Source organism: Anoxybacillus pushchinoensis, assembly GCF_900111795.1.
GTDB classification, from domain to species: Bacteria; Bacillota; Bacilli; order Bacillales; family Anoxybacillaceae; genus Anoxybacillus; species Anoxybacillus pushchinoensis.
The window spans coordinates 1-16,318 of record NZ_FOJQ01000048.1; the positions used below are offsets into that span (position 1 = coordinate 1).

At 39.2% G+C, this 16,318-nt stretch carries 14 protein-coding genes and 2 pseudogenes; 13 read left to right on the top strand and 3 right to left on the bottom strand.

Annotation, left to right across the window (positions count from 1 at the left end):
* Both BM213_RS11535 and BM213_RS15310 read left to right on the top strand, forming a co-directional pair.
* On the top strand, nucleotides 1-310 hold a 310-nt coding region (locus BM213_RS11535; RefSeq protein WP_143091166.1), incomplete at its 5' end, for a zinc ribbon domain-containing protein.
* Between the two features lie 59 nt (nucleotides 311-369).
* Nucleotides 370-486 (top strand): annotated as a pseudogene (locus tag BM213_RS15310) (CapA family protein); the annotation flags it as partial.
* Between the two features lie 208 nt (nucleotides 487-694).
* On the opposite strand, the gene BM213_RS11540 reads toward BM213_RS15310, so the two are convergent.
* The gene (locus BM213_RS11540) at nucleotides 695-1,069 is read right to left on the bottom strand and encodes a zinc ribbon domain-containing protein (protein WP_091704289.1); all 375 of its coding nucleotides are present in this window, start codon (nucleotides 1,067-1,069) and stop codon (nucleotides 695-697) included.
* A 166-nt stretch (nucleotides 1,070-1,235) separates the two neighbouring features.
* On the opposite strand from BM213_RS11540, the gene BM213_RS11545 reads away from it, so the two are divergent.
* Nucleotides 1,236-1,898, top strand: coding sequence for a DUF975 family protein (locus BM213_RS11545; protein ID WP_091704292.1), 663 nt, complete (start codon nucleotides 1,236-1,238; stop codon nucleotides 1,896-1,898).
* 54 nt (nucleotides 1,899-1,952) lie between these two features.
* On the opposite strand, the pseudogene BM213_RS11550 reads toward BM213_RS11545, so the two are convergent.
* Nucleotides 1,953-2,222, bottom strand: a pseudogene (locus BM213_RS11550) (helix-turn-helix domain-containing protein); the annotation flags it as partial.
* Between the two features lie 427 nt (nucleotides 2,223-2,649).
* On the opposite strand from BM213_RS11550, the gene BM213_RS11555 reads away from it, so the two are divergent.
* The 9 genes from BM213_RS11555 (at nucleotide 2,650) to BM213_RS11595 (ending at nucleotide 15,163) form a co-directional block, all read left to right on the top strand.
* The gene (locus tag BM213_RS11555; protein ID WP_091704295.1) at nucleotides 2,650-4,140 is read left to right on the top strand and encodes a malate:quinone oxidoreductase; all 1,491 of its coding nucleotides are present in this window, start codon (nucleotides 2,650-2,652) and stop codon (nucleotides 4,138-4,140) included.
* A gap of 89 nt (nucleotides 4,141-4,229) precedes the next feature.
* Nucleotides 4,230-4,409, top strand: a complete 180-nt coding sequence (locus BM213_RS11560) for a hypothetical protein (RefSeq protein ID WP_035018724.1) — start codon at nucleotides 4,230-4,232, stop codon at nucleotides 4,407-4,409.
* A 119-nt stretch (nucleotides 4,410-4,528) separates the two neighbouring features.
* Nucleotides 4,529-5,284: an HIRAN domain-containing protein gene (locus tag BM213_RS11565; RefSeq protein WP_091704298.1), complete on the top strand. Its 756-nt coding sequence runs from the start codon at nucleotides 4,529-4,531 to the stop codon at nucleotides 5,282-5,284.
* A gap of 287 nt (nucleotides 5,285-5,571) precedes the next feature.
* Nucleotides 5,572-6,144: an NYN domain-containing protein gene (locus BM213_RS11570; protein ID WP_244149269.1), complete on the top strand. Its 573-nt coding sequence runs from the start codon at nucleotides 5,572-5,574 to the stop codon at nucleotides 6,142-6,144.
* A 60-nt stretch (nucleotides 6,145-6,204) separates the two neighbouring features.
* The gene (locus BM213_RS11575; RefSeq protein WP_231106937.1) at nucleotides 6,205-6,495 is read left to right on the top strand and encodes a type II toxin-antitoxin system HicB family antitoxin; all 291 of its coding nucleotides are present in this window, start codon (nucleotides 6,205-6,207) and stop codon (nucleotides 6,493-6,495) included.
* A gap of 249 nt (nucleotides 6,496-6,744) precedes the next feature.
* Nucleotides 6,745-9,615 (top strand): SNF2-related protein, encoded by a 2,871-nt coding sequence (locus BM213_RS11580; protein ID WP_091704303.1) that lies wholly within the window; start codon nucleotides 6,745-6,747, stop codon nucleotides 9,613-9,615.
* A 17-nt stretch (nucleotides 9,616-9,632) separates the two neighbouring features.
* Nucleotides 9,633-11,231: a site-specific DNA-methyltransferase gene (locus BM213_RS11585; RefSeq protein WP_091704305.1), complete on the top strand. Its 1,599-nt coding sequence runs from the start codon at nucleotides 9,633-9,635 to the stop codon at nucleotides 11,229-11,231.
* Nucleotides 11,232-11,243: 12 nt separating this feature from the next.
* On the top strand, nucleotides 11,244-13,913 hold the full coding sequence (locus BM213_RS11590) for a DEAD/DEAH box helicase (RefSeq protein ID WP_091704308.1): 2,670 nt from the start codon (nucleotides 11,244-11,246) through the stop codon (nucleotides 13,911-13,913).
* 320 nt (nucleotides 13,914-14,233) lie between these two features.
* Nucleotides 14,234-15,163, top strand: a complete 930-nt coding sequence (locus BM213_RS11595) for a restriction endonuclease (protein WP_341864919.1) — start codon at nucleotides 14,234-14,236, stop codon at nucleotides 15,161-15,163.
* Nucleotides 15,164-15,540: 377 nt separating this feature from the next.
* Here the strand turns inward: BM213_RS11595 and BM213_RS11600 are convergent, their stop codons facing one another.
* The gene (locus BM213_RS11600; protein WP_244149270.1) at nucleotides 15,541-15,972 is read right to left on the bottom strand and encodes a PIN domain-containing protein; all 432 of its coding nucleotides are present in this window, start codon (nucleotides 15,970-15,972) and stop codon (nucleotides 15,541-15,543) included.
* Between the two features lie 77 nt (nucleotides 15,973-16,049).
* On the opposite strand from BM213_RS11600, the gene BM213_RS11605 reads away from it, so the two are divergent.
* The coding region (locus BM213_RS11605) for a transposase (protein WP_143091199.1) at nucleotides 16,050-16,318 on the top strand (269 nt) is incomplete at its 3' end.

Here is a 16,318-nt window from a genome sequence, read left to right on the forward strand (position 1 = left end):
AAAAGAAAAACTAGAATATCTTTGTGAATTTTACGGCATTGAATTCTTGAAACAGGAAGAATCATATACGTCTCAAGCCAGCTTTTTTGACGGCGATGAGATTCCTGAATATAATGCCGACAATCCAAAAGAATATAAGTTCAGCGGCAAACGTATTAAGCGAGGCTTGTATCGAACAAAGTCCGGCAAACTAATTAATGCTGATGTCAATGGCGCATTAAACATCTTAAAGAAAAGTAAAGCTGTAGACCTGAGTGTCTTATGCTCTAGCGGCGAAGTGGACACGCCTCAAAGAATAAGGATTGTTTAAAGCAGTCAAACTTCTTTGGAAGCCCCCACTTCAAATTTTCGCTAAAAAATTAAGTGGGGGTAGTTCACAGCTTAGGCAACTTTATGTTCGGAGGCAATAAAAATCCGAGCGATAAAGATACGTTCGTTTATCAGCAAAAATTAACAAACCAACATGGCTCGTATATGAAAAATAAAGTATAATGGAAAGAAAAGGAGTTGATTTTATGTACATCGGGGACATTGTATTTCAACTCGTGATGCTCGGCACGTTGCTTGGGGTTTTTGCTGTGTTCGTTTTTGGTACTGTCTGGTTGACAAGGTCTATAAAGGGAAAAAGAGAGTAAAAAAGTTCGGCAGGCGCCGAACTTTTTATTCATTACTTATTCTCGCGTATCACTTGGATTTATAATGCTTTTCCACAAGATGGACAAAAGCGGAAGTTTGCTTGTACGTTCATTCCACAGTGTGGACAAAACTTTTCTCCTTCGTTACGACGCAAGCGAGCGTTTAGCGGATCTTTTTCTTCATTTTCGTCAACGATATCGACGATCGACATCCGTTCTTTCCCTGTAGCGTTTTTATAATGATACACAGCTTGAAAAATACCGATACCAATGATAACGAATCCGAAAAAAGGAAAGATTTGTGACCCTGGAATGGGAGAATCTTTCGTAATCGAAAAAGTCATAAACGTCCAAAAAATACCGAATAAAATAGCGGCGATACTGCCGATAAAACCTTGCATGGACGGCCCGCGGCCAGGTTTGATGCTTTTCATTTGTATTCCTCCCGTATATAATGGATACACCCATTGTATACAAAACATAGAAAATATTCATCTCATTTACTAAAAGATCAATAGCATTTTTCAAATAAGTATGTTAGAGTGAAAAGCGCATAGACTATATGTGTAAGTGCGATCACGTAAAAGGAGGCTTTATCATATGACATTATCATTGTTAAGGCGTGAAGCAAGGGAAGCGTTGAAAGGAAAATGGGGCAGTGCCGTGCTTCTTATGCTTGTTTATGCGTTCGTGACCATCGTTTTCCCTATAGTAGTTGAGGTTGTATTAAGTGGAGGATGGGACGTATGGATTGAACAAGAAAACGTGACAATGTCTGTTTCGATCGTCAGTTTGCTTCTTTCACTTGCGCTCATTCCGTTTAGTGTTGTTGTGTATTGGGTATTTTTAGATGTGTATCGCCATGAACCTGTCCGAATCTCTCCAATGTTTACAGTATATCAAGATGGGAAGTTATCTTTAAAACTCATTGGCACGTCTGTTTTATTTGGTATTTTCGTGTTTTTGTGGGGGTTGCTACTTATTATCCCTGGAATTATTAAATCGTTATCTTATTCACAAGCATTCTTTTTATTAAAAGATCATCCCGAATACGGTGCACTTCAAGCGATTAGCGAAAGTAAAAAACGAATGAAAGGATATAAAGGAAAACTATTTTTGTTATATTTGAGCTTCATCGGCTGGGGGCTACTCTCGATTATAACGTTCGGGATCGGACTTTTATGGCTCATTCCGTACGTCTACACATCGCTTGCTGCATTTTATGACCAATTTATTCGTACACAAGAAGCACCGGTTGAATAAAACGAACAAGGGCAACCTTGTTCGTTTTATTTATGTCGAGATGACAACAACACGATTTCTTCCATTTTGACACGCATCTTTCATTGCTTGTTTTGTGATGTTGTTTGAGAATTGATTGAGCCAACTGTACTCTTTCGTTTGTTTGAGCTGCGTTAATCTTTTTCTTAATTCACCATCACTTAAAAATTTGCCACCTTGTTTATCATTTTCTTGTTGTTGTGCTAATGCAAAGTTATACGCCCATCTGGCAACACCTGCGCATTGAAAAAGCTTCGTCTTTTGCTTATTGTTGGGCAGAAGCATGACTTTGTACGTGCGAATCATCTTCTCCCAGCCCCTTTTTGACTTTTTTCACATAAAATGATCATCAGATTTTTATAAATATTTATATATTTATCATGAACAGTCAAAAACCTTCTTGCAATATATGTCGAGAAATGTCGGATATATTATGTGTTTATTATAACATGAAGAAGTTAAATTTCGTTTGTATTTTCAGAAAAATATTTAGGACGATGCACCTTTCCAAAAATAAAGCTAGCAAAATATCAAATTATTTTGTAAAATCATTAAAAAGAGAATATTGTTTCTTTTTGCTGAACATATGTGAGTATATTCGTTTTTATTTAATATTATATAAACATTTTTATAATCGTGCAGAATAATAGTGACATACTATAATTGAAATGTGTTATAATAAATGTGGAGAAGTTTTTGGTCGAATCGATGGGAATGTTTAGGGGGTCCAATGATGAAAACAGATGTGATTTTAATTGGTGCGGGGATTATGAGTGCGACATTAGGGACGTTGTTGAAAGAGTTAGCACCAGAGTGGGAAATTGCGGTGTTTGAAAGGCTTGGTCAACCAGCAGATGAAAGCTCGAACGAATGGAACAATGCCGGAACAGGTCATGCCGCACTTTGTGAACTAAACTACACAGTTGAAAAAGCGGACGGATCAATTGATATAGGTAAAGCAATTAAAATTAATGAGCAGTTTCAAGAATCATTGCAATTTTGGTCTTATCTCGTTCAAAATAAACACATTCGCAACCCGAAGGACTTTGTTATGCCAATTCCACATATGAGTTTCGTGCAAGGGGAAGAAAATGTTGCGTTTTTGAAGAAGAGGTTTGAACAGATGGTGGATAACCCTTTGTTTAAAGGGATGGAGTTTTCAGACGATCCACAACAATTGAAAGAGTGGATTCCGTTGATGATGGAAGATCGTATCGTGACGGAACCAATTGCAGCAACAAGAATTGAAGCGGGAACGGACGTGAATTTTGGGGCTTTAACACGCATGTTATTTGAGCATTTAGAACATAAGCATGTGAATTTGTATTATAAACATCATGTTGAAGATATGAAACGAACAAGTGACAACTTATGGGAAGTAAAAGTGCGCAATGTAGCGACTGGTGAAGTACAGTCCCATTATGCAAAATTCGTCTTTATCGGTGCAGGGGGCGGAAGCTTGCACTTACTTCAAAAATCAGGAATTCCTGAAGGAAGAGGAATTGGCGGTTTTCCGGTGAGCGGGCTATTTATGGTATGCAACAATCCAGACATGATCGAGCAACATCATGCGAAAGTGTACGGCAAAGCGAAAGTTGGGGCACCTCCAATGTCTGTTCCACATCTCGATACACGTTTTATTGACGGTAAAAAAATGTTATTGTTCGGACCGTTCGCTGGATTTTCACCGAAATTTTTAAAGAACGGATCGCTGTTTGATTTAATCACGTCTGTCAAGCCGCATAACGTGTTAACGATGCTTGCGGCAGGAGCGAAAAACATGGCGTTGACAAAATATTTAATTGAACAAGTGATGTTATCGAAAGAACAGCGCATGGAAGAATTGCGCGAATTTATCCCGCATGCGAAAAGTGAAGATTGGGATGTTATTATTGCTGGTCAGCGTGTACAAGTCATTAAAGATACCGAAGCAGGCGGCAAAGGCACGCTTCAATTCGGTACGGAAGTTGTTGCCGCCCATGACGGCTCGGTTGCTGCGCTACTTGGTGCATCACCGGGTGCTTCAACAGCTGTTCACGTCATGCTTGAAGTGATTGAAAAATGCTTCCCAAATGAAATGAAACAATGGGAAGCGAAAATTAAAGAGATGATCCCATCATATGGTGTATCGCTAATGAAAAACGAAACGCTTTTACGAGAAGTACAAACACTGGCTGCCCAAACGCTCGGCCTAAAAGAAAATATGCCACTTCAAATTGCATAAAAATAAAAGGCAGAAGTCGCCGGGCTTCTGTCTTTTTTGTGGCGATCGTGCATGCATTTGTTATAATGAGGAAAAAGGGGGATGAGTGAATGATTTACCTTTGCTTTGTGGTTTTACCGATTATCGCAGGTTTATGGTTTTTTAATTTGGCATTGTTGTTGAAAAAATTGCACCAAGGCCGTGATATTCATAACGAAACGGTGTTAGGTACAGTGTACACAGCGATTTTTGTTTTTTTCTTTATGTACGTATGGATTGGGATGTCATGAACGAGGAAAAAATATTTTTTGGTTTTTAGTTGCATGAATGATATTTACAAGCGGTGGGTATCAAAATTACTACTGTATCGCAAACAATGGTTGATCAAATGGTATATGGAAGTGAAAGGATGAGTCGACCTTTTGTACTTTGGCTTATTTGGCAAAATGAACGTACTCGTCAGCGATATCATGTAGGCAATTTAGTGCATCATGAAGGGAAATATATGTTTTATTATGAGAAACATGCGAAGAGAAGAGGAGTTATCGAAGCATTAAAAAACGGATATCATCTACATTTGGCTTTCCCAGATGTAAATAAAGTTTATGTATCTGAGCGTTTGTTTGGCCCTTTTGAACGACAGTTACCCGATCGTCGTCGTCCAGATTTTCAAGAAATTCTACGGGCGCATGGCTTATCCAATGATTATACAAATATGGATTTATTGCGTGCGACCGGTGGAAGACTTGCGACTGATACGTATGAGTTTGTACCACCCATTTATGTATATGGCAATGAGTTTGACTTTGATTTTTACATTGCTGGATGGAGATATTATGAAGGGGAACGAGTACTTGATCGGTTGCAAGTGGGGGATGACGTGACGCTTCAACTAGAACCGACAAATGAAAAAGATCCGAAAGCGGTTGTCGTATTGACGAAACAAGGCGAAAAATTAGGATATGTCCCCGCTTTTTATAGCGAATTTATGTTTCGGCTTATTGACGAAAGTGGCGGAACATATAAAGCAAATATCCAATTTATTCATCCAAATGCTAATCCGCAGTTAAAAGTAAACGTTTATGTACACGGAACGCTGACGCCAACAATGAAAAAGCTTCAACGAGACATGGTGCATGATATGGAGTTAGTCGTTACGGTGTAGTAGAAAATAACGCAAAACTTTGAGAGCATGGAACAGGCAGCTATCGTCCTTGTTGGAGATGTAGGAGTGCCACCCCGCCTGAAGCTTTGTAGAATTGAATGAATCCGTAGCGGGAGTGGCTATGGATTTTTTGTTTTAGCATCTATCGTTGTAATGATGATATGTCTTGACGTGTCGAGTTTTTGCTGTATAATTGTGCATAGAATAAACGCTGTCGTTCATATGGATGACAGGTCAAGAAGGGGAGCGGCATCGTGTCGCTCCTTTTATTTTTCATGTGGGGAGGGATGTTTTTGTATTCACGAATCGCCCTATTTATTGACGGCGGGTATCTTGACAACGTATTGAAATGGCATGGAAAAGCCAAAATTGATTACAGCAAGCTTGCTGCAGCTATGGCTAACGACCACTTGCTTCTGAGAACGTACTACTATCACTGTCTCCCTTATCAATCTCCAAATCCATCTTCAGAGGAAAAAGAGTATTTTTCCAATGCTCAAAGTTTTTTCAAAAGATTGAACAGGCTAGAAAGCTTCACTGTTCGAGAAGGAAAACTTGCATTCCGCGGTATTGATGATCGCGGTTTCCCTGTGTTCGAGCAAAAGCGTGTCGATGTTATGCTAGCGACAGACTTAGTTATGCATAGTACGAAAAAACTGATTACGCATGCAGCTCTTTTAACAGGGGATAGTGACTTTTTGCCAGCGTTGCAAATTGCACAATCAGAAGGAGTGCATATTACTCTCTATTATTCTGATGAAAGCGACGACATTCGCCCGCATGATGAACTGTTGGATATTGTAGATGATCGGAGGTTGATCAATAAGGAGTTCATCCATAGCATTCAAAGAGGATCATGACATAGTGTATTACATTGGTCATTGAAACGAATCTATGCTCCAATAGAGAGGAAAGTGTATATGAAAAAAGACCGCTATATTTATCCGGCTATTTTCGATGATGGCAGTGACGGAATATCTGTGGAATTTCCTGATCTTCCTGGATGTTTCACGTGTGGCGATACAGAAGAAGAAGCGCTGCAAATGGCAAAAGAAGCGTTAGCATTGCATTTATACGGATTAGAACAGGAGAATGAAGTCATTCCTGAGCCTTCCGAATTACCGAACATTCAAACAAAAAATCATCAAGTGATTGTATTCATTGAGGTATGGATGCCGCCTTTTCGCTATGAAATGGAAAAAAGACGCTAGCCATTCCAAGATGGTTTGATCATTTATTTGTAAACGATTCACAAATCCTGCAAGACGCATGAAAGAAGTATTTACATGCTCAAGAGAATGGAATGCCCCCTTTCTTGGTGATGAGGGAGGGGGCTTGTGGTATTTTTAAAAATGATAAATATAGAAATGTCATGTTTTGTCGAATGTCTGTTCTTGTAAAATAATGTCGGGTATAATAAGACATAGATAGGTTGTTCGGATATATAGGGGGTTTTTGTAGTGACAACACCATATCAAAGCCAATACTTTGCTTACGAATTAACTAGGCAACATTCTTCTCACTCGATCGGTCGGTTAAGTCAGTCTTTAATTAACGCGACAGTTGATTTAAACCCTCATCAGGTGGATGCTGCGTTATTTGCTTTTCGAGCCCCGCTTGAGAGAGGAGCGATTTTAGCCGATGAAGTAGGATTAGGAAAAACGATTGAAGCAGGGCTCATTATTAGCCAATTATGGGCAGAACGAAAGCGCAATATCCTTATTATTGTACCGCCACCACTAAGGAAGCAGTGGGATCAAGAACTTTGGGAGAAATTTTATATTCCGTCGATCATTTTGGAAAGTAAAAACTTTAATGAAATGATGCGTTCAGGTCATCGCAACCCTTTCTTGCAGCAAGATCAAATTGTCATTACTTCCTACCAATATGCACGAAATAAAGCGGATATGTTACGAAAAGTAAACTGGGATTTAATTGTTTTCGATGAAGCCCACCGGATGAGAAATGTATATAAAAAATCAAACAAAATTGGCAGAGCTTTGCGTACAGCGACTGCTGGATGCCCGAAAATTTTACTTACCGCTACACCATTGCAAAATTCATTAATGGAATTATATGGATTAATTAGTTTTATCGACCCACATATTTTCGGGGATGAAACGACATTCCGGCGCCAGTTTGCGCGCGGGGCGAAAGAAATGTCGGATGCGGATTTTCTCGATTTGAAACGACGCATTAAACCTGTTTGCCACCGGACGTTGCGGCGGCAAGTGACGGAGTATGTCAACTACACGCAACGCATCCCGATTACGCAAGAGTTTATGCCGACGAACAACGAATGGGAATTGTACGAAAAAGTATCCGCATATTTGCAGCGGGAACAGCTTTTTGCATTACCGACAAGCCAGCGGGCGCTAATGACGTTAGTTGTCCGCAAATTGCTCGCTTCTTCTTCGTTTGCGATTTCTGATACGCTGTATTCCCTCATTCAACGACTTGAACAATTATTAAAGGATTTAGAACGAGGAAAACTTGAGACAGCAGCAGAATGCTCTGACGTTTACGAAGATGTAGATGAATTTAGTGAAACAGTAGAAGAATGGGAAGAAGAGGAACAGCCAATACATAACGGGTTGTCATTTTCTGAAATGAAGCAGCTGGTGTTACAGGAAAAACAAGAACTAGAACAATACTATGCGCTAGCGAAATCGATTCGTGAAAACTCAAAGGCAGAAGCGTTGTTAATCGCTCTCGAAAAAGGATTTGAGAAATTAAAAATGATAGGCGCGAATGAAAAAGCCGTTATCTTCACCGAATCGCGCCGAACGCAAGCGTATTTGCGCGAATTTCTTGAACGCAATGGGTATGCAGGGAAAATCGTATTATTTAATGGGAAAAATGAAGATGAACAGTCAAAACAAATTTATGCACAGTGGCTAGAAAAACATCAGCACAGCGACAAAATAACTGGCTCAAAAACAGCGGATATGCGGGCAGCTCTTGTAGAGTATTTTAAAGAGCAGGCATCGATTATGATTGCAACAGAATCAGCATCAGAAGGAATTAACCTGCAATTTTGCAGCTTAGTTGTGAACTATGATTTGCCATGGAATCCGCAGCGGATTGAACAGCGGATCGGTCGCTGCCACCGTTACGGCCAAACGCATGATGTTGTCGTGATTAACTTTTTAAACCACAAAAATGAAGCGGATAAAAAAGTGTATGAAATTCTTTCTGAAAAGTTCCGGCTGTTTGAGGGAGTTTTTGGCTCTTCGGATGAGGTGCTAGGCGCGCTTGAATCCGGTGTCGATTTTGAAAAGCGAATTCAACAAATTTATCAAACATGCCGCACAGCCGAGGAAATCGAGCAAGCATTTAAACATTTGCAAGCAGAATTAGATGAACAAATTCAACTAAAAATGAAAGAAACGCGTATGCATTTGCTAGAGAACTTTGATGATGAAGTGCGGGAGAAGCTAAGAGATCATTACCACCAAACAAGCTTGCATCTTAACCGCATGGAGCGCTACCTTTGGAATTTGTCCAAATATGAAGGCGCAAAAGAAGCGACATTTGACGATGAAACGTTAAGTTTTACGAAAGACGATGAAACGTACCAAATGATATCGCAAGCGAAAAAACAAGAACGTTCAAACGTCCATCATTATCGTTTTTCTCATCCATTGGCGCAAAAATGGATCGAACAGGCCAAAAGCCGCCAGCTTATCTCAAAAGAAATTACTTTCCGCTATTCGGATTATGAGGGAAAAGTGACGATTTTGGAACAATTGATTGGGAAAGAAGGATGGTTGTCGTTAGATTTGCTTCACGTCCAATCGTTGGAAAACGAGCAGCATTTTATTTTTTCAGCGATTGACCTAGATGGGGAGCAACTCGATCAAGAAATTTGTGAAAAAATGTTCGAATTGCCTGCTATAGAAAGAGAAGAAATCGAGTTTTCAGCATCCATTAGCAATACACTCCGTCGTATTAGCGAAGCACAACAAACGTCCATTTTAAATGAGATTATGGAACGAACATCTACTTATCTTGATGCAGAATTAGAAAAATTAGAAAAATGGTCACAAGACTTGAAAAATAAACTCGAAAAAGATATAGATGAAGTGACGGTGGAAATTGAACATTTGAAGCGGGATGCGAAATTAACCCGCAATCTTGCCGAAAAGCTAGAAATGAACAAGCAAATTAAAGAGCTGGAAAAAAAGCGAAATGAAATGCGGCGAAGTCTTTATGACCAGCAAGACGAAATTGATGAACAAAAAGATCGGCTGTTTGAAGAAATCGAGAAAAAACTCGAACAACGAACCAAGACAGAGCATCTTTTTACAATCAAATGGAGAATCGTATAACAACAGGAGGGAGTACATTGGCACAAAAACTAGAGTTAACGTGGATTGGCAAAGGCGAACAGCCAAAGCTCGAACCGCGCATTCTTCTCGAAGACCCAGAGCTTTCTTATCACGCGAAAGAACGAGTGACGGAAAATGATATCTTTGATAATCGGCTTATTTTTGGAGATAATCTGTTAGCATTGAAAGCATTGGAACAGGAGTTTACGGGGAAAATTAAGTGCATTTATATTGATCCACCGTATAATACAGGAAATGCGTTTGAACATTATGATGATGGATTGGAGCATAGTATTTGGTTGAATTTGATGAAAGCTAGATTAGAAGTTATCAGGAACCTTATTAGCGAGGATGGTTCACTTTGGATTTCAATAGACGATGATGAGGCACATTATTTAAAGGTAGTTTGTGACGAGATATTCGGGAGAAAAAATTTTGTTTGTAGTATTATATGGCAAAAAAAGTTTTCTCCTAGTAATGATGCGAAATTTATTTCAGATAGCCACGACTATATACTTGTTTATGCCAAAAATAAGGACTTGTGGAAAAGAAATTTGCTGCCTAGAACAACAGAAAGTAATAGTAGATATAAAAATCCAGATAATGATCCGAGAGGTCCCTGGACATCTGGTGATTTGTCAGTAAAAACATATTCTGAAGAATATGATTATCCTATAACCACACCTTCTGGAAGAGTTGTTTATCCACCTAAAGGTTCTTGTTGGAGAATTCCAAAAAGTAAGTTCGAAGAATTAGTAAAAGATAATCGTATTTGGTTTGGAGAAAAAGGAAATAATGTTCCACGTTTAAAAAGATTTTTAAGCGAAGTGCAGGAGGGGATAGTTCCTAAGACCTTATGGTTAAGAGATGAAGTAGGAGATAATCAGGAAGCAAAAAGAGAGGTTAAAAAATTTAATGAGCAAGATGTTTTTGCTACTCCTAAGCCTGAACGGCTGATACAAAGAATATTGCAAATAGCAACAAACGAAGGCGACTGGGTTCTTGATTCGTTTGCTGGATCCGGTACAACAGGAGCGGTGGCGCATAAGATGGGGCGACGTTGGATTATGATTGAGCTTGGCGAACATTGCCATACGCATATTATTCCACGGATGAAGCGAGTGATTGATGGAACGGATCAAGGCGGAATTAGTAAAGCTGTCAATTGGCAAGGCGGCGGCGGTTTCCGCTATTATAAACTAGCACCAAGCTTATTAAAGAAAGACAAATTCGGCAATTGGATTATCAACCCAGAATATAATGCCGAAATGCTTGCGGAAGCGATGTGTAAACATGAGGGATTTACGTACAATCCAGACCCGCACGTCTTTTGGAAACAAGGTCAATCGACAGAAAATGATTTTATTTTCACAACAACGCAGCTTGTCACTCACCAAATGGTCGCTGGCATTGTAGAACAAATGAAAGAAAATGAAACGCTGTTGATTTGCTGCAAGGCATACAATGTAAATGTAGATGAGTTCCCACAAATAACGATTAAGAAAATACCGCAAGCGATTTTAAATAAATGTGAATTTGGTCGTGACGACTACAGCTTAAACGTCAACAACTTGCCGATGAAAGAAAGAGAACCAGAACAATTAGAGCTATTTTAGGGGGAAAAGGTCATGAATCGTATCGTTAGCGCTATTTCATCCCGTCTTAGCCTGCGTAAACCACAAAAAGAGTCGTTAGAAATTCTTGCCGAAGTGATTGAACGCTTCGGCTTAAATAAACAAAACGATCCCCAATCATTACAAGAGAAGTTAGCTGCTGTTAATGCCCGATTCCCAAGCGTAACAGATTTTGAACGCGAATTCCCTTCGCTCTGTTTTGCATTGGCAACAGGTGTCGGGAAAACCCGTTTAATGGGGGCGTTTATTGCTTATTTACATATGGCAAAAGGAATTCGCAACTTCTTTGTGTTAGCACCGAACTTAACGATTTATGAAAAATTAATCCAAGATTTTACACCAAATACACCGAAGTATGTATTTAAGGGGCTTTCATCGTTCGCAAATAAACAGCCAAATATTATTACAGGGGATAACTATGAACAACAAGCCCTCTTTTTAGAAGATCCTCTAGCTGTAAATATTAATATTTTCAATATATCTAAGATTAACAGCGAAGTAAGGAGCGGAAAATCGCCGCGTATTAAACGGTTAAGTGAATATTTAGGACAGAGCTATTACGATTACTTAAAAGCGCTTCCTGACCTTGTGCTATTAATGGACGAATCGCATCGTTATCGCGCAACGGCAGGGGTAAAAGCAATTAACGAATTAAATCCGATTCTTGGTTTGGAATTAACTGCGACCCCGCAAGTCGAGAGCGGAAGCAAAACGATTCCGTTTAAAAACGTGATTTACAGCTATCCTCTTTATAAAGCGATGGAAGATGGGTATGTAAAAGAACCTGCTGTTGCAACGAGGGAAAATTTCAATCCAGAGAAATTAAATCAGGATCAGTTAGAGCGTTTAAAACTTGAAGACGGCGTTCGAGTTCATGAGGAAACAAAACTAGAATTAGAACTATATGCTCGTGAAAACAACGAAAAATTAGTTAAGCCGTTTATTCTTGTTGTGGCTCAAGATACGAAACACGCAGAAGATCTCATGAATATGATGGAAAGCGACGACTTTTTTGAAGGACGTTATAAAGGAAAAGTCATTACCGTTCATTCCAATCAGCGTGGGGAAGAAAAAGATGAAACAATTAAAGAACTGTTAGCGCTTGAAGATCCTCATTCAAAAGTAGAAATTGTTATCCATGTGAATATGTTAAAGGAAGGCTGGGACGTCACAAATTTATATACGATTATTCCGCTTCGAGCGGCAAATTCAAAAACGTTAGTTGAACAATCGATTGGCCGCGGTCTTCGTCTTCCATATGGAAAACGAACAGGTGTGCCAGCGGTTGATCGTTTAACGATTATTGCCCATGATAAATTCCAAGAAATTATTGATGAAGCGAACAACCCTACTTCGATTATCCGCCGAGGTGTTGTTATTGGTCGTGATATAGCACAGACGGAGAAAAAAATGATTGTCGTTGAATCAAACGTAGAAGCTACGCTCGTTGAGCAGCTTGTCGGTGAAAATAAACCTGTTACTCCTGAGGAAGAAAAGAAAATTGAACTAAAGAAAAGTATTGCAGAAACTGTGGTGAAAACTATTGCAAATAAGCAAACGTTGTATAGTTCCAAACAATTAAAAGACCCTTCAGTCCAGCAACAGATCATTCATGAAGTCAATGAGCTTTACGCATCGTCTCAGTTGTCCTTATTTGAAGAGGAGTCGCAAAAAATAGTGGAAAACATGGTGGCAAAGGCGGTTGAGTTAATTCCTGATTTGTCCATTGAAATTCCAAGGGTGATTTTACAACCGGCAGGTGACATTTCATGGGGTTATCACGATTTTGATTTAGATTGCAGTTCGATTCCGAAATTGCAGCCAGTTGCGGAAAATATTTTAATTGAGCATTTACGTACTCACGAAAGAGAATTATTGCGAATTAAAAAAGACGTCCGAGAAGCAGAAGAGCATTTAGAAAATTATATTGTGTTTCATCTCATGGATTATCCAAACATTTCGTATGATGACCATGCGGAATTGCTATATAAACTATCAGGACAACTCATTGATTATCTTCGTAGTTATTTGAAAGAAGATGATGTAAAAAATGTTGTTATTTACAATGCACAACGACTAGCTCAACTTATTTATGTACAAATGAAAGCACATTATTATGAAGAGCAAACGAATTATGAAGTGATTGTTCGGGTAGGATTCGACACATTAAAGAGCAACGTAGTAACCGTCGATGCTGATGAAGAAGTGCGCGATTTTCGCCAACCGATTACGAATAAATCCTCGATTCGTGGCATGTGCTTTGGCGGCTTTACAAAATGCTTATATCGAACGCAAAAATTCGAATCTGACGCCGAACGTAGATTCGCCGTCATTTGTGAAAGCGATCCATCCGTTTTAAAATGGCTGAAACCAACGCAAAACCATATCAAAATTTACTACAACCAGACAAAAGCATACATTCCAGACTTCATTGTGGAAACAAACGAAAAAATGTATATATGTGAAATCAAAGCGACCAATAAAATCGAAGACGATAAAGAAGTCAAAGCAAAAGCGAAAGCAGCGATCACTTGGTGCCAACACGCCTCCAACCACGCCCGCGAAAACAACGGGAAAGAATGGATATACTTGCTAATCCCACACGATGATGTTGATTCGAATAAGACGATAAAAGGGTTGGAGGCACTATACAGACAAAATTAGCGAAGGAAGATACAACTCAGCCATATCTATTTACGACAGAAGTTGCTAAAACTTCTGTCTTTTTTTATTTTATGACAAGATTCGACAGAATTTTTTGTGGAATTTATGTAGGATAAGGATAGACGTTTTTAACGAGAGTAGAGAGTGGTATGGGGACTTTCCCATATCGTAGTTAAACTTAGGTACATTTATAAAATCGATCACTATTATTTAATGCTGTTGCTGATGCAAGTACGCGCGCTGATATAGGGGATACTATCCTTTACGAAGAAAAATGATCACAAAAAATTTATAACGATCGAATGCACAAAGAGGTGAAGATGGTGGCTGTTCCGGATTATCAAAGCTTCATGCTTCCATTACTAAAAATTTTAGGTGATCAGAAGGAGCACAGTTTAAAAGAAATCATGGAAAAATTAGCATCGGAGTTTAACCTTTCAAAAGAAGAGCAAAAAGAGCTTTTGCCCAGTGGAAGACAATCGAAGTTTGTAAATCGAGTTGGATGGGCAAGAACTTATTTAAAAAAAGCGGGACTCCTTAAAAATGTTTCGAGAGGAAATTTCATTATTACTGAACGCGGTCTGGATGTTTTGAAAAGCAATCCGCCTGCCATCGACGTGAAATACTTAGAGCAATTTTCTGAATTTATTGAGTTTAGAAATGCCACAAAAAATGAAAATGGAGATAGTAAAGATAAGACAATGTCTGTTGTTCACAGTACGAATGGGACTCCAGAAGAGATTCTCGAATCTAGTTACCAAACTTTAAGACAGGAACTCGCAAATGAACTGCTCGAGCGCATCAAAAAATGTTCCCCCGCATTTTTTGAAAAACTTGTGGTCGACTTGTTAGTAGCTATGGGATACGGTGGCTCGCGGAGTGATGCAGGACGTGCGATCGGGAAAAGTGGGGATGAAGGAATTGATGGTATTATCAATGAGGACAAACTAGGGTTGGACGTCGTTTACATTCAAGCTAAACGTTGGGAAAATACTGTTGGTCGTCCCGTTGTTCAAGCGTTTGCTGGCAGCTTAGAAGGGCAAAGAGCAAGGAAAGGGGTTCTCATTACGACCTCAACATTCTCGCAAGAAGCAAAGGACTACGTGAAAGTCATTGAAAAGAAAATTGTTTTAATTGATGGCGAAAGACTTGCTCAATTAATGATTGACCACGATATTGGAGTATCAGAACAAGCAAGATATATTGTTAAAAGAATTGATATCGATTATTTTGGAGACGAGGAGATTTGATCGGCCAACTTGGTACGGTGCCTGTCACGCCCCGAGGATTGGCGAGATTTGTAGAAATAGAGAGTCATAGCGCGTGTACTCCTCCGTGATCTTTGACTCTCTTTACTTTTTATTGTAGGAAATGTGCCTTCACATTTTGAAATTCAAATTGTTCCTTTAGGGACGCCTGCGATACGATTAGGGTTGGCTGTTTTTGTTCTCGCTGTTGAAAAAGTGTATTTTGCGTTTTCACATTGCAGCAAGCGGGTTGAGAAATATCTTGTTGCGGAAGGAGTATTTTGAGAATATTTTGGTGATGAGGTCACGAATGTCGTTAATGGAGATGTCGTGTAATACGTAAAGGGTAATATGTTCGAATAAAAATGCTAACGTTCTTTCTAAACCCCTCTGCTTTCGATATAGGCTTTGACAAATTCGCCGTAAGCTTTCTTATCCATTATGGGATTTACATAATTTAACTTTCGATCTTTATAAGTATAGTTCTCTCGAATCCAGCGAAAGTCTTTATCGTTATTACTAACTAATGTGGCATTATGTATAAGAGCTGCAGCTGCAACAAGAGCGTCTGGTGCTTTAATACTCTTTTTGCGTGTACGATCGGCTCTTGCTTTCCTTCTTATGTCAGCTGCTAGCTCTGTATCTTCTCTAGTGATGTCATAAATTTGATCAGCCAGTTGAATATATCCTTTTCTATTTTCTCTTATGTCAGGATCTGTTTCGATTTCGAAATGAGACATGATCTCCATCTCAATCAAGGTAGTCATAATAATCTCTGCCTCATCTTCAATTAGCTGTTCGATGAACTCCACTGCATCAGGGTGATGTTAGACTAAAAAGTAGACACAGATTATTATAGTAATAATAGACTAAAAAATGAGGTGTCTACATGACAAAAAAACAAAGGCGGTACGAAGAAGACTTTAAGCGTCAAACTGTTCGTTATATTTTGGAGGAAGCGAAATCCGTTGCACAAGTGGCTCGGGAGCTCAAAATTAATGAAAATACGCTTCACGGTTGGGTGAAAAAGTATAAGCAAGAACCAGAAATATCAGAAACCCAAACTTTTCGAACTGAAGACCACGAAGTTCGTGAACTGAAGAAACGTATTCGGGATCTAGAGGAGGAAAACTCCATCTTAAAAAAGGCGATGCACTT

What these genes read in the sequence shown, in the direction of transcription:
- BM213_RS11540 (WP_091704289.1), bottom strand. Translation starts at nt 1,069, where the DNA reads ATGAAAAGCATCAAACCTGGCCGCGGGCCGTCCATGCAAGGTTTTATC.
- BM213_RS11545 (WP_091704292.1), top strand. Translation starts at nt 1,236, where the DNA reads ATGACATTATCATTGTTAAGGCGTGAAGCAAGGGAAGCGTTGAAAGGA.
- BM213_RS11555 (WP_091704295.1), top strand. Translation starts at nt 2,650, where the DNA reads ATGAAAACAGATGTGATTTTAATTGGTGCGGGGATTATGAGTGCGACA.
- BM213_RS11560 (WP_035018724.1), top strand. Translation starts at nt 4,230, where the DNA reads ATGATTTACCTTTGCTTTGTGGTTTTACCGATTATCGCAGGTTTATGG.
- BM213_RS11565 (WP_091704298.1), top strand. Translation starts at nt 4,529, where the DNA reads ATGAGTCGACCTTTTGTACTTTGGCTTATTTGGCAAAATGAACGTACT.
- BM213_RS11570 (WP_244149269.1), top strand. Translation starts at nt 5,572, where the DNA reads ATGTTTTTGTATTCACGAATCGCCCTATTTATTGACGGCGGGTATCTT.
- BM213_RS11575 (WP_231106937.1), top strand. Translation starts at nt 6,205, where the DNA reads ATGAAAAAAGACCGCTATATTTATCCGGCTATTTTCGATGATGGCAGT.
- BM213_RS11590 (WP_091704308.1), top strand. Translation starts at nt 11,244, where the DNA reads ATGAATCGTATCGTTAGCGCTATTTCATCCCGTCTTAGCCTGCGTAAA.
- BM213_RS11595 (WP_341864919.1), top strand. Translation starts at nt 14,234, where the DNA reads ATGGTGGCTGTTCCGGATTATCAAAGCTTCATGCTTCCATTACTAAAA.